At 69.3% G+C, this 13,453-nt stretch carries 11 protein-coding genes; 4 read left to right on the top strand and 7 right to left on the bottom strand.

The genetic code is table 11. From position 1 onward, the window contains the following. The first annotated feature begins 2 nt into the window (after positions 1 to 2). On the top strand, positions 3 to 1,772 hold the full coding sequence (gene gcl, locus ACIBGM_RS05715; protein ID WP_396384609.1) for a glyoxylate carboligase: 1,770 nt from the start codon (positions 3 to 5) through the stop codon (positions 1,770 to 1,772). Continuing rightward, positions 1,772 to 2,749 (top strand): 2-dehydropantoate 2-reductase, encoded by a 978-nt coding sequence (locus ACIBGM_RS05710; RefSeq protein ID WP_360526522.1) that lies wholly within the window; start codon positions 1,772 to 1,774, stop codon positions 2,747 to 2,749. Before gcl ends, ACIBGM_RS05710 begins: the two co-directional genes overlap by 1 nt. A 91-nt stretch (positions 2,750 to 2,840) precedes the next feature. Here the strand turns inward: ACIBGM_RS05710 and ACIBGM_RS05705 are convergent, their stop codons facing one another. From ACIBGM_RS05705 to ACIBGM_RS05690, 4 genes are read right to left on the bottom strand one after another with little or no spacing between them, the layout of a single operon-like run. Then, on the bottom strand, positions 2,841 to 4,589 hold the full coding sequence (locus ACIBGM_RS05705; RefSeq protein WP_396384608.1) for a beta-galactosidase family protein: 1,749 nt from the start codon (positions 4,587 to 4,589) through the stop codon (positions 2,841 to 2,843). Between the two features lie 3 nt (positions 4,590 to 4,592). Beyond that, positions 4,593 to 5,942, bottom strand: coding sequence for an ABC transporter substrate-binding protein (locus tag ACIBGM_RS05700; RefSeq protein ID WP_396384607.1), 1,350 nt, complete (start codon positions 5,940 to 5,942; stop codon positions 4,593 to 4,595). An 11-nt stretch (positions 5,943 to 5,953) separates the two neighbouring features. Next, positions 5,954 to 6,877 carry a carbohydrate ABC transporter permease gene (locus ACIBGM_RS05695; RefSeq protein ID WP_360526513.1) on the bottom strand — a complete coding sequence of 308 codons (924 nt, stop codon included), beginning with the start codon at positions 6,875 to 6,877 and terminating at the stop codon, positions 5,954 to 5,956. Further along, positions 6,877 to 7,782 carry a sugar ABC transporter permease gene (locus ACIBGM_RS05690; protein ID WP_360526510.1) on the bottom strand — a complete coding sequence of 302 codons (906 nt, stop codon included), beginning with the start codon at positions 7,780 to 7,782 and terminating at the stop codon, positions 6,877 to 6,879. The genes ACIBGM_RS05695 and ACIBGM_RS05690 overlap by 1 nt, the downstream gene beginning before the upstream one ends. A gap of 126 nt (positions 7,783 to 7,908) precedes the next feature. Here ACIBGM_RS05690 and ACIBGM_RS05685 point away from each other — a divergent pair, with 126 nt between their 5' ends. Next, complete coding sequence (locus ACIBGM_RS05685) at positions 7,909 to 8,949, top strand: LacI family DNA-binding transcriptional regulator (protein WP_396384606.1); 1,041 nt, start codon at positions 7,909 to 7,911, stop codon at positions 8,947 to 8,949. Here ACIBGM_RS05685 and ACIBGM_RS05680 read toward each other — a convergent pair. From ACIBGM_RS05680 to sucC, 3 genes are read right to left on the bottom strand one after another with little or no spacing between them, the layout of a single operon-like run. Then, positions 8,938 to 9,813, bottom strand: coding sequence for a 2-hydroxy-3-oxopropionate reductase (locus ACIBGM_RS05680; RefSeq protein WP_396384605.1), 876 nt, complete (start codon positions 9,811 to 9,813; stop codon positions 8,938 to 8,940). The two genes, ACIBGM_RS05685 and ACIBGM_RS05680, sit on opposite strands and share 12 nt — an antisense overlap. Then, positions 9,810 to 10,706, bottom strand: coding sequence for a succinate--CoA ligase subunit alpha (sucD, locus tag ACIBGM_RS05675; RefSeq protein WP_396384604.1), 897 nt, complete (start codon positions 10,704 to 10,706; stop codon positions 9,810 to 9,812). The genes ACIBGM_RS05680 and sucD overlap by 4 nt, the downstream gene beginning before the upstream one ends. 12 nt (positions 10,707 to 10,718) lie before the next feature. After that, complete coding sequence (gene sucC, locus ACIBGM_RS05670) at positions 10,719 to 11,885, bottom strand: ADP-forming succinate--CoA ligase subunit beta (RefSeq protein ID WP_396384603.1); 1,167 nt, start codon at positions 11,883 to 11,885, stop codon at positions 10,719 to 10,721. A gap of 196 nt (positions 11,886 to 12,081) precedes the next feature. Between sucC and ACIBGM_RS05665 the strand changes: the two genes are divergently transcribed. Beyond that, positions 12,082 to 13,449, top strand: a complete 1,368-nt coding sequence (locus tag ACIBGM_RS05665) for an OFA family MFS transporter (RefSeq protein ID WP_396384602.1) — start codon at positions 12,082 to 12,084, stop codon at positions 13,447 to 13,449. Positions 13,450 to 13,453 lie beyond the last annotated feature (4 nt).

The raw sequence follows: 13,453 nt of genomic DNA, 5'->3' as shown, positions 1-13,453 counted from the left end.
GCATGCCCCGAATGACCGCCGCCCGCGCCGCGGTGGAGATCCTTCGCCGTGAAGGCATCTCCCACCTGTTCGGCCTGCCCGGCGCGGCCATCAACCCGTTCTACGCCGCCGTCCGCGCCCAGGGCGAGCTCCAGCACGTGCTCGCCCGGCACGTCGAGGGCGCCTCCCACATGGCCGAGGGCTACACCCGGGCCGCCCCCGGCAACATCGGCGTCTGCGTCGGTACGTCGGGACCGGCCGGCACCGACATGATCACCGGGCTGTACTCCGCGAGCGCCGACTCGATCCCGATCCTGTGCATCACCGGCCAGGCCCCGGTGGCCAAGCTGCACAAGGAGGACTTCCAGGCGATCAACATCGCCGACATCGCCAGGCCGGTGGCCAAGTGGGCGGTCACCGTGCTGGAGCCGGCCCAGGTGCCGGGCACCTTCCAGAAGGCGTTCAAGCTGATGCGCGAGGGGCGTCCCGGCCCGGTCCTGATCGACCTGCCGCTGGACGTCCAGCTTGCCGAGATCGACTTCGATCCCGACCTCTACGCGCCGCTCCCGATCGCGACTCCGCGCGCCACCGTCGCGCAGGCCGAGTCGGTCCTCAGGCTGCTCGCAGAGGCCGAACGCCCGCTGATCGTCGCCGGCGGCGGGATCATCAATGCGGACGCGGCCGACCTCCTGGTCGAGTTCGCCGAGCTGACCGGCGTCCCGGTCGTCCCGACCCTGATGGGCTGGGGGACCATCCCGGACGACCACCGGCTGATGGCCGGCATGGTCGGGCTGCAGACCTCCCACCGGTACGGCAACGAGACCCTGCTCGCCTCCGACCTGGTGATCGGCATCGGCAACCGCTGGGCGAACCGGCACACCGGCTCGATCCCGACGTACACGAAGGACCGGAAGTTCGTCCACATCGACGTCGAGCCGACCCAGATCGGCCGGTTCTTCGCACCGGATCTGGGCATCGTCTCGGACGCCAAGGCCGCGCTGGAGACGCTGCTCCACGTCGCCCGGCAGCAGGTGCCGCTCCCCGATCGCTCGGAGTGGGCGGCCGCCTGCCGCGACCGCAAGAAGACGCTGCTCCGCCGTACGGACTTCGACAACGTGCCGGTGAAACCGCAGCGGGTCTACCAGGAGATGAACAATGCCTTCGGACCCGAGACCCGGTACGTGTCGACCATCGGATTGTCGCAAATCCAGGCCGCCCAGATGCTGCACGTCTACCGCCCGCGGCACTGGATCAACGCCGGCCAGGCCGGACCGCTCGGCTGGACCGGCCCGGCCGCCCTGGGCGTCGCGGTGGCGGACCCGGACGCGACCGTCGTCGCGCTGTCGGGTGACTACGACTTCCAGTTCCTGATCGAGGAGCTCGCGGTCGGCGCGCAGTTCAACATCCCCTACATCCACGTCGTAGTGAACAACTCCTACCTCGGCCTGATCCGGCAGGCGCAGCGCAACCTGGACATGGACTACTGCGTCCAGCTCGCCTTCGACAACCTCAACAGCCCCGAGGTCGAGGGGTACGGCGTCGACCACGTGAAGGTCGCCGAAGGCCTCGGCTGCAAGGCGCTGCGGGTGCTCGAACCCGACGGCATCCTGCCTGCCCTCGACGAGGCGAAGAAGCTGCTGCTCGAGTTCCAGATCCCGGTCGTCGTCGAGGTGATTTTGGAACGTGTCACGAACGTTGCCATGGGCACCGAGATCGACAACGTGGTGGAGTTCGAGGAGCTCGCCGGCGTGACGAACCCGGTGCCGACGCTGTCCGGTCTGAGGAGGGACTGATGAAGGTTGCTGTTCTCGGCGCCGGGGCGATCGGCGCCTACGTCGGCGCGGCCCTGCACCGCGGCGGGACCGAGGTCCACCTGATCGCCCGCGGCGCCAACCTGGCGGCGATCCGGTCCGACGGCGTGCGGGTGCTCAGCCCGCGCGGCGACTTCGAGGCCCGGACGCCGGCCACCGACGACCCGGCCGAGGTCGGCCCGGTCGACTACGTCTTCCTCGGCCTGAAGGCGAACTCCTACGCCACCGCCGGCCCGCTGCTCGAGCCGCTCCTGCACGACGAGACCGTCGTCGTCGCCGCGCAGAACGGCATCCCGTGGTGGTACTTCCACGGCCTCAAGGGCCCGTACGAAGGCCGCCGGATCGAGTCGGTCGACCCCGGTGGCGCGGTGACCGAGGTCATCCGGCTCGACCGCGCCGTGGGCTGCGTCGTGTACTGCTCGACCGAGCTCGAGGCGCCCGGCGTCGTACGCCACCTGGAAGGCACCCGGTTCTCCATCGGCGAACCCGCGGGCGGGCTGTCGCCGCGGTGCGAGGCGTTCAGCACGGCGATGATCGCCGGCGGACTGAAGTGCCCGGTCGAGGAGGACGTCCGCAAGGACATCTGGATCAAGTTGCTCGGCAACGCGGCGTTCAACCCGATCAGCGCGCTGGCCCGGGCGACGATGGTCGAGATCGCCACCCACCAGGGCACCCGGGCGATGGTCCGGCTGATGATGGAGGAGTCGCTGGAGATCGCGGCCGCGGTCGGCTGCCATCCGGAGATCTCGGTGGACAAGCGGATCAACGGCGCCGAGCGGGTCGGCGAGCACAAGACGTCGATGCTCCAGGACCTGGAGAAGGACAAGCCGCTCGAGCTCGACGTGATCCTCGCCGCGGTCGTCGAGCTGGCCGACCTCACCGGCACCAAGGCGCCGACGCTGCGCGCGGTGCACGCCGTCGCGGATCTCCTCGCCACGAAGGTGGGCGTGCCTTCCTGAAGCCAGGTGGGTCCGGCCACAGCGACGTCGGACCCACCTGTACCAACCAAAGACCAAAGAAAGAAGCAGTGATCAGGGAGTTCCAACCTGATTACAATTCGGTCGGCCCTAACGAGAGACCAGACACGAAGTGCGCGACGGGCTCGGCCATCACGTCGAGCTCGAGTACGACGAGTTCGTTGCGCCCGGGCCGCAGTACCGGACCCGGAACGTACAGCGTCTCCTGCGGCCCCCGCCGCCAGTACCGCCCGAGGCAGAACCCGTTGACCCACGCGATGCCCTTGCCCCAGGCAACCGTGGAGAGAAAGTGGTCGACCGGCTCAGCGACCTCGAACCCCGCCCGCCAAGCCGTAGGCCCAACCCCGGGGGCATCCGGCGTCTGGCCCACGGAGTCCCAAAGCCCCGGTACGGCGTCCAGGTCGATCACGCGGGCCGTCCAGTCAGTCAGCTCGGTGGATCCCAGATGCACAGGACCGATCAGCCCCTTCGGCTCCCCGATCCGCTTCCCGTAGTTCACCCGGCCCTGATCCTCGACCACGATCTCGAGCCGCCCGCGGCCGGCCGGCAACATCAGAGCCCGATCGTGCCGTTCCCGATCCAGGACGCCCACCGGAGCCCCGTCGAGGAATACATACGCCCGGTCCCGCACCTCGTCGACGCTGAGCAGCATCGGCTGATCGATGTCGATGGACGTCGCGAACAGCGCCAGTTGGGCGTCCAACTCGTCGAGCGTCGGCATCACGTCGTACTGCGACGCCGTACCCCAGACCGACGGGTCGGCGAGCAGCCGGATCGGCGAGCCGAGCGCCGCGGATGTCTCCGGTGCGGCCGGCCCCGACGCCGGGACAACGTCGGGGACGGGCGCGTACCGGGAGATGACGTCCCGGAAGGCGTGGAACTTCGCGGTCGGGTTCCCCGCCTCGTCCAACGGGGCGTCGTAGTCGTACGACGTGATGGTCGGCCGGTAGACGCCCTTGTCGTTCGCCCCACTGGTCAGCCCGAAGTTCGTGCCGCCGTGGAGCATGTAGATGTTGACAGACGCGCCCGCCGCGAGCAGCGCGTCCAGCTCGGCGGCGGCCTCGTCGACACCGGTCGTGTGGTGCGGCCCACCCCAGTGATCGAACCAGCCGTCCCAGAACTCCATGCACATCAGCGGCCCGGTCGGCTGGTGCCTGCGCAGGGTCGCGAGCCGCTCGTCGGCCCGCGACCCGAACGAACCGGTCCGCAGCACGCCGTCCAGCCCGCCCGCCGCCAGCATCGCGTCGACCGGCTGGTCGACGGTCACCAGCGGCACCGTGGTGCCGGCGTTCCGGATGATCTCGGCGATCGACTTCAGGTACGTCGGGTCGTCGCCGAAAGCGCCGTACTCGTTCTCGACCTGGACCAGCAGGACCGGGCCGCCCCGGTCGACCTGGAGCGGCTGCACGATCCGCAGCACGTTGCGCAGGTACTCCTCGACCGCGGCCATGAACTTCGGCTCGTACCGCCGGACCCCCATGCCCGGCTCCCGGAAGAGCCAGGCAGGGAGCCCGCCGTTGTCCCACTCCGCGCAGATGTACGGGCCGGGGCGGACGATCGCGTACAGCCCGGCGTCGGCGATCTCCCGCAGGAACCGCTCGAGGTCGAGCATCCCGGAGGTGTCGAAGACGCCGGGAGCCGGGCTGTGCGCGTTCCACGGCACGTACGTCTCGATGGTGTTGAGCCCCATCAGGCGGGCCTTCTCGATCCGGTCGGCCCAGCTGTCCGGGTGCACCCGGAAGTAGTGCAGCGCACCGGACAGGATCCGGAACGGCCGGCCGTCGAGGAGGAAGTCGGACTCACCGATCGCGAACTGGGACACCGGCTAGCCGTTCACCTGGAAGCCCTGCTGGTTGCCGTAGGCCACCAGCGCGTCCTGCCAGGCCTTCAGGCCGGTGTTCAGGTCGGACTTGGACTGGTACGACTTGCCGACCGTGTCGCCGTAGATGCTGTTCGCGTACAGCTCGTACGGCAGGTAGCTCCAGCCCTTCACGACGTTGTCGGCCGCGCCGGTGAGCACCTGGTTGATCTGCTGGCCACCGAAGTACGCGCTCGTCTTGTCCACGAACGCCGGGTCCTTCAGATCCTTGGTCGTGGCCGGGAAGCCGCCGCTGGCGAGGAAAGGCTTGACGCCCTCGTCGTGGTTCAGCCAGCGCACGAACGCCGCCGCCAGCGCCGGGTTGGCGCTCTGCTTCAGCACGGACTCGGTGCTGCCGCCGTTCTCCGCGGTGGCCGGCTGGCCGTCGTACGTCGGCATCGGGGCGACCGCCCACTTGCCCGCGCCGGCCTTGACCGACGCCTCCATCACACCGGGCATCCACGCGCCGGTCGGCAGCGTCGCGATGGTGCCGTCACCGAGCGCCTTGAACCACTCGTCGGTCCAGCCGGGGATCTGCGACACCAGACCACCCTCGACCAGCTGGTTCCAGGTCGAGGTCCACTTCTTGGAGCCCTCGTCCTGCAGGTTGATGGTGATGTTCTTGCCGTCGGTCTTGAACGGCTGGCCACCGGCCTGCCAGATCATGCTGGTGGTGAAGCCCGCGTCACCGGAGTCGTTGGTGATCCAGGCCTTCGGGTTGGCCGCGTGCAGCTTCTTCGCGGCGGCGACGTACTCGTCCCAGGTCTTCGGCACGGCGATGCCGTACTTGTCGAAGACCTCCTTGTTGTAGAACAGCGCCATCGGCCCGGAGTCCTGCGGCAGGCCGTAGAGCCCGCCGCCGGCGTGCACGGCGGCCCAGGTCGAGGCGGTGTAGGCCGACTCGTACTGGTTGAAGCCGTACTGGTTCAGGTCGACCAGCGAGCCGGGCAGCGCGAACTGCGGCAGCGCCTGGTACTCGATCTGCGCCACGTCCGGGGCGCCCGAGCCGGCCTTGATCGCGTTCTGCAGCTTGGTGTAGTGGTCGTTGCCGGTGCCGGCGTTGACGTAGTTCACCTTCACGTTCGGGTACTGCGCCATGAACGCCTTCACCTGGGCCTCGGCCGACGGCGTCCAGCTCCAGTAGGTGATCGTGCCGCCGGCCTTCAGCGCGGCGTCGACGGCGTCGGGCGAGCCCGTGGTCTGGCTGCCGCTGCCGGAGGTGTCCGACCCGCCGCCGCACGCAGCCACGACCGCGAGGGCGGTGAGAGCGGCTCCGGCAACCACCAGTTGCCGGAGGCCACGCCAATGTGACTTCATCGGTGTTCCTTTCACTTGACGCTGCCCGCGCTCAGGCCCGACTGCCAGAAGCGCTGAAGGAGCAGGAAGGCGATCACCAGGGGCACGATGGTCAGCAGCGAGCCGGTGATCACCAGGTTGTAGATGGGGCGGGCACCCACGCCGGTCGCCTGGTTGCTCCACTGGGTGAGCCCGACCGTGAGCGGGTAGAGGTTGGGTTTGCTGAGCATGATCAGCGGGAGGAAGTAGTTGTTCCAGGTCGACACCACCGCGAACAGCAGGGTGGTGACGATGCCCGGGGCCAGCAGCCGGAGCGCGACGGTGAAGAAGATCCGCACCTCGCCGGCGCCGTCGATCCGGGCCGCCTCGAGCAGCTCCGGCGGCACCGCCTCGGTCGAGTACACCCACATCAGGTACAGCCCGAACGGGCTGACCAGCGACGGGATGATGATCGCCCACACAGTGTTGGTCAGGCCGAGGTTCGAGAACATCAGGAACGTCGGCACCGCGAGCGCCGTCCCCGGTACGGCGACCGCGCCGAGCAGCACCGCGAACACGGCCCGGCGGCCGGCGAACTTGTACTTCGCCAGGCCGTAGCCGGCCGCCGTCGCGAGCAGAGTCGCGCCGCCGGCCCCGACGACGACGTACAGCAGCGTGTTGCCGAGCCACTGCAGGAAGATGCCGTCGTTGTAGGTCAGCGTGTCCTTGATGTTGTCGAAGAGAGCGAAGCTCTTGCCGAACCACAGCCCGGGCGTCGACAGCAGGTCGGCCTGGGTCTTGGTCGAGCTGATCAGCAACCACGCCAGCGGGACCAGCGTGTAGATCAGGTACAGGACCATCAGACCGGTCAGCAGCGGCGACTTCCGCGGCCGCAACGGCGACGTGGCCTTCTTGTTGGCGCGAGGCGCCGTACGCACGGCCCGCGGAGCGTCCACGGTGGTGGTCGAGGTGCTCATCAGAGGGCCTCCCGGGAGCCGCGCAGCTGGACGACGTACGCGATGATCGCGGTGATGACGCCCATCACGATCGCGACGGTGGCGGAGTAGTTGAACTGCTGCCCGGCGAAGGACAGGTTGTAGGCGTACATGTTCGGCGTGTAGTACGTGGTGATCACGTTCGGCGCCAGGGTCCGCAGGATGTTCGGCTCGTTGAACAGCTGGAAGCTGCCGATGATCGAGAAGATGGTCGCGATCACGATCGCGCCGCGCAGCGCGGGCAGCTTCACCGCCCGGATCGTCCGGAAGGTGCCGGCGCCGTCGATCGCGGCCGCCTCGTACAGCTCACCGGGGACCGTGCGCAGCGCCGAGTAGAAGATCAGCATGTTGTAGCCGACGAACTCCCAGGTGACGATGTTGGCGATCGACGGCAGCATCCAGCTCCCGCTCAGCGGCTGGATCGCGGTGGTACCGAACAGGTCGTTCAGGTTCGCGGCCAGGCCGAAGTTGTCGCCGTAGATGTAGCCCCACATCAGCACCGCGACCACGCCCGGCACCGCGTACGGCAGGAAGATCACGATCCGGAAGAAGCTCGCGCCGTGCAGCCGGGCGCTGTCGATGGCCAGCGCGGCCAGCAGCGCCAGCCCCAGCATCACCGGCACCTGGACGACCAGGAACACCGCGACCCGGCCGAACGCCTCCCAGAACTTCGGGTCCTGCAGCGCCTCGGTGTAGTTGTCCAGGCCGACGAACACGGTGCCGCCGAAGAAGGCCTGGTCGCGGAACAGGCTCAGGTAGATCGCGTACCCGATCGGGGCCAGGAAGGTCAGCGCGAACACGGCCAGGAACGGGCCGACGAAGACCCATCCCTTCCCGTCCTGACCGAACCTCCCACGCCTCCGGCGTAGTGCTACGGACTGACTCATGCGCCCGCCGGCCTCCTTCGTGACTTGTCGCCGACACGCGATGTTGACGTCAACATCGATCGCCGAGACGGTAGCGTGTTTACGTCAACATGTCTACACTGCGGGCACAAGCAAGGAGGGGTGACGATGTCAGCGGAGGAGCCTGCGGTCCGGCGGCGGCGCGGTCCGTCGATGGCCGACGTGGCCCGGCTGGCCGGCGTGTCCGGGCAGACGGTGTCCCGGGTCGCGAACGACCGGCACAACGTCGACGCGGTCACCCGGGACCGGGTCCAGGCCGCCATGCGCGAGCTCGGCTACCGCCCGAACAGCGCCGCCCGGGCGCTGCGCAACGGGCAGTTCCGCAGTATCGGCGTGATCGTCTTCGAGCTGCACAGCTTCGGTACGACGCGGACCCTGGACGCGGTCGCCGCGGCGGCCACCATCAGCGGCTACGCGATCAACCTGCTGCCCGTGCTCGACGTGAACCAGAGCGCGGTGACGAACGCGTTCAGCCGGCTGGGGGAGCAGGCGGTCGACGGTGTGATCATCCTGATCGAGGCGCACACGCTGGACGAGGCCGGCGTACTGCTGCCCGAGGGGCTGCCGGTCGTGGTGGTCGACTCGAGCGCACACTACGACTACCCGATCGTGGACACGAACCAGGCCCAGGGCGCCCGGCTGGCCACCGAGCACCTGCTGGACCTCGGGCACGAGACCGTGTGGCACCTCGGCGGCCCGCCGACGTCGTTCGCCGCGGACCGGCGCCGGCGCTCGTGGGAGCTGACGCTGAAGCAGCGCGGTCGCGAGGTCCCGCCGGTCCTGGACGGCGACTGGACACCGGGCTCCGGGTACGAGGCCGGCCGCGAGCTGGCCGCGAATCCGGACGTCACGGCCGTGTTCGCCGCGAACGACCAGATGGCGCTCGGGTTGCTGCGGGCGCTGCACGAGCGGGGCCGGGTGGTGCCGCACGACATCAGCGTGATCGGCTTCGACGACATGGAGGAGGCGGCGCACTTCTGGCCGCCGCTGACCACGATCCGGCAGAACTTCGCCGAGGTCGGCCGGCTCAGCGTCGACGCGCTCATCCGCGAGATCCAGGCCGGCGAACACCACCACGACCCGGTCGCCGTACCCACCAAACTGGTAGTCAGGAGCAGTACGGCGCCGCCGCGGAAGTCATCGCGCTGACAGCTGCTCGACCACCTTCAGCAACGCGGAGTGGTCGAGCGAGCCGTGGCCTTGGGCGCGGGCTGCGGCGACGAGTTGGGCGACCACGCCGGTGACGGGCAGAGCGACGCCGGCCGACCGGGCGGAGGCGAGGGCGATGCCCATGTCCTTGTGGTGCAGGTCGATCCGGAATCCGGGCTCGAACTGACGGGCCAGCATCGTGCCGGCCTTGAGGTCGAGGATCCGGTTGCCGGCCAGACCGCCGGCGAGCACCTCGAGGCCGCGTTCGCCGTCCACTCCGGAGGCCTCGAGCAGCACGATCGCCTCGCTGACCAGGCTGATGATGCCGGCGACCAGGAGCTGGTTCGCCGCCTTTACGGTCTGACCGGCGCCGTGGCCGCCGACGTGCACGATGGTCCGCCCGAGATCCTCGAAGATCGGCTTGGCGGTCGCGAAGTCCGCCGCGTCGCCGCCGACCATGATCGACAGCGACGCCATGATCGCGCCCTGCTCGCCGCCGCTCACCGGCGCGTCGAGCACTCGTACGCCGCGCTCGGCCCCGGCTGCGGCGACCTCGCGCGAGGTCTCCGGCGCGATCGAGCTCATGTCGATCAGCAGTACGCCGGGTTGCACCGCCGCCAGCACGCCACCCGGGCCCAGGACGACCTCGGCGACCTGTGGCGAGTCCGGCAGCATCGTGATGACCACCTCGGCGCCGTTCACCGCACCGGCGATGTCCGCGGCCGGCTTGCCACCGGCCTGCGCCAACCGATCCACGGCCGACGGTACGACGTCGTACCCCGTCACGGTGTGTCCGGCCCGGACCAGGTTCGCCGCCATGTGCGACCCCATGATCCCAAGCCCGATGAAGCCGATAGCCGTCATACCGCGACCTCCTCGACGGCCATCACGGCTCGCATGAGCTGAGCGGTCTCGGTGGGGGTTTTGCCGACCTTGACGCCGACTGCCTCGAGGGCTTCCTGCTTGGCGGCTGCGGTGCCGGAGGAGCCGGAGACGATGGCGCCGGCGTGGCCCATGGTCTTGCCCTCGGGGGCGGTGAAGCCGGCCACGTAGCCGACGACCGGCTTGGTCACGTTGTCCTTGATGAACGCCGCCGCCCGCTCCTCGGCGTCGCCGCCGATCTCGCCGATCATGACGATCGCGTCGGTGTCCGGGTCGTCCTGGAACGCCTGCAGCGCGTCGATGTGGGTGGTCCCGATGATCGGGTCACCGCCGATCCCGATCGCGGTGGAGAACCCGAAGTCCCGCAGCTCGTACATCATCTGGTACGTCAGTGTGCCCGACTTCGACACCAGCCCGATCCGGCCCTGGCCGGCGATGTCGGCGGGGATGATGCCCGCGTTGGACTGGCCGGGGCTGATGATGCCGGGGCAGTTCGGCCCGATGATGCGCGTGGTGCCGGACGCCTGCGCGTGGGCGAAGAAGGCCGCGGTGTCGTGCACCGGCACGCCTTCGGTGATCACCACCACCAGCGGGATACCCGCGTCGACCGCCTCGATCACGGCGCCCTTGGTGAACTTCGGCGGCACGAAGACCACCGACACGTCCGCGCCGGCCGACTTCACCGCGTCGGCGCAGGAGCCGTGGACCGGGATCGACCGCTTCGCGAAGTCGACCGACTGGCCGCCCTTGCCCGGGGTCACGCCGCCGACCACGTTGGTGCCTGCGGCAAGCATCCGGCTGGTGTGCTTGTGTCCTTCGGACCCGGTCATGCCCTGCACGACGACCCGGCTCTGCTCGGTCAGGAAAATCGCCATCTCACATGCCTCTCAGTTCTGCGCGGCCGCAACGGGGGCGGCCAGTTCGGCGGCCCGGGCGGCGGCGCCGTCCATCGTGTCCACCACGGTCACCAGCGGATGGTTGGCCTGGGCAAGGATCCGGCGGCCCTCGTCGACGTTGTTGCCGTCCAGCCGGACCACCAGCGGCTTGTCGGCCTGGTCGCCGAGCAGCGCGAGCGCCTGGACGATCCCGTTCGACACCGCGTCGCAGGCGGTGATGCCGCCGAACACGTTCACGAACACACTGCGGACCTGGGCGTCGCCGAGGATGATGCCGAGTCCGTTCGCCATCACCTCCGCCGACGCGCCACCCCCGATGTCGAGGAAGTTGGCGGGTTTCACGCCGTACGGCTCACCGGCGTAGGCGACCACGTCGAGGGTGGACATGACCAGGCCGGCGCCGTTGCCGATGATGCCGACCGAGCCGTCCAGCTTGACGTAGTTCAGGCCCTTCTCCTGGGCCGCGGCCTCCAGCGGGTCCGCGGCCGCCTTGTCCTCGAAGTTCGCGTGGTCGGCGTGCCGGTACGCCGCGTTCTCGTCGAGAGTCACCTTGCCGTCGAGGGCTTCGAGCGATCCGTCGGCCAGCTTGACCAGCGGATTCACCTCGACCAGGGATGCGTCCTCGGTGATGAACACGTCCCAGAGCTTCCGGACGACGTCCCCCGCGCCGGCCGGGAAGCCTGCGGCCGCGACGATTTCGGCGGCCTTGGCCTCGTCCACGCCGACGGCCGGGTCGATCGCGACCTTGGCGATCGCGTCCGGCTTGGTGTGCGCGACCTCCTCGATCTCGACACCGCCCTCGGTGCTGGCGATGCAGAGATAGTCGCGGTTGGCCCGGTCGACCAGGAAGGAGAAGTAGTACTCCTCGGCGATGTCTGCGGCCGGCGCGAGCAGCACCCGGCGGACGGTGTGGCCCTTGATGTCCATGCCGAGGATCTCGCCGGCCCTGGCCACGGCCTCGTCGGGGGAGCCGGCCAGCTTCACGCCGCCGGCCTTTCCGCGGCCGCCGGTCTTCACCTGCGCCTTCACCACCACCCGGCCGCCGAGCTCCGCGGCGGCCGCGGCAGCGTCCGCCGGGTCCTCGACCACCCGGCCGAGCGTCACCGGGACGCCGTGCCGGGCGAACAGTTCCTTGGCTTGGTACTCCATCAGGTCCACGTCAGCCTCCCGGCTCGTAGCTGTGTTCAGACGACTGTATGCGGTATGCAATCTGGTCACAAGGGCGGGGTTGGAACGCCCCAGGTCTGGACAGCCGCGCCGGGGAGGCGTACCACAGATCTCATACGGTATGCAGTAGTCAGGAGGCGATATGAATCACCCCATGTATCCAGACCGGGGTGGCGGGGTGGGGACAGTGAAGGTACAGCCCCGGGACGTGCGTGACGTCTACGGACGGCAGTACCGCATCGGCGAGGACGCCGAGGAACTGACCGGACACTCCCGTCGATGGCAACTGTGGGCGACCTGGGCCTGCATGGTCGCCATCAGCCCACTGCAGTACTCCTTCGGATCCGCCGCGATCGGCTTGCAGGACGGACGTGGCTGGGACGCCGTCGCGACCATGTGGCTGCTCGCCGTCTTCGTCGCCTGCCAAGCACTGATCGCGATCCCGGCCGCCTGGGCCCAGCGAGTACGGCGGGCGACGCCGACCCAGCTCGTTGTCGTCGGCGGTCTGCTCGGCGCGATCGGGCTGGTGACCCTCGCGCATGCGGACAGCTATCCGTTCGTCGTCCTCGGCTACGCGGTGGTCGGCGGCGCCGGCGCCGGGCTCGTGTACGCGGCCTGCATCACTACGGCCGCACGATGGTTCCCCGATCGCCGCACCGCCACGATCGGTTTCGTCACCGGAGGGTTCGCGGTGGGCGCGGTGCCGAGCATCGCATTGTTGACAATCTTCCAGTCGACAACCGGACAGCGGATCGTCTTCGACCTGACCGCGCTGGTCGCCGTCGTGATCGTGCTGATCGCCGGCGGCGTGCTCAAGGACCCGCCGCGGCACTGGTGGCCCGCCCACATCGACGCGCAGGTGTGGGCGATCGACCGCAAGCTCAACCGGAACATCCCGCACAACGCGCCCGCGGTCCGCCACTACCGCCCGGCCGAGGCGATGCGCACCGGCGCCCTCCCACTGATGTGGCTGACACTCGCTCTGAGTACGGCGCTCTCCCTCTTCGGCATCGCCTTCGTCGTGAGCTACGCCGTCACCGCGGAGCTGGGCGTCGCGGTCGCCGGGTTCGCGGCCGGAATGCTTGCCGCAGTCAACGGTCTTGGCCGATCGCTGGCCGGGCACCTCTCGGACCGGTTCGGCCGGCGTCGGGTGCTGGCCGCCGTACTGATGGTCGAAGGGTTCACACACGTCGGGCTCGTGATCGCGGGGGAGGCGGGTGCGGGCTGGGTGTTCGTGCTGTGCGCCATGTTCGCCGGGCTGGGTGGCGGTGCGTTCTACGCGATCATGGCGAATCTGGTGCTGGAGTTCTTCGGCGAGAACAGCCTGCTGCAGAACCAGGCGATCCTGTACTCCGCGAAGGCTGCCGGCGGACTCGTCGGCGTCGGTGTCGCCGCGTCGGTGGTGGCGTCCGTCGGGTATCGGCCGCTGTTCCTCGGTGCCGGGTTGCTCGGCGTGCTGACGGCGCTGATCGTGCGGTTCCTGAAACAACCAGGTCGGCCGGCGTTGCCGGTTCGCCCGCAGTTGGGTACACCGGTCGCCGGGTCGGGCGAGTGAACGG

The organism is Kribbella sp. NPDC050470, from assembly GCF_044458365.1.
Lineage (GTDB): Bacteria > Actinomycetota > Actinomycetes > Propionibacteriales > Kribbellaceae > Kribbella.
The sequence above is the reverse complement of the archived record's forward strand: the minus strand, read 5'-3'. Positions and strand labels throughout refer to the sequence as shown.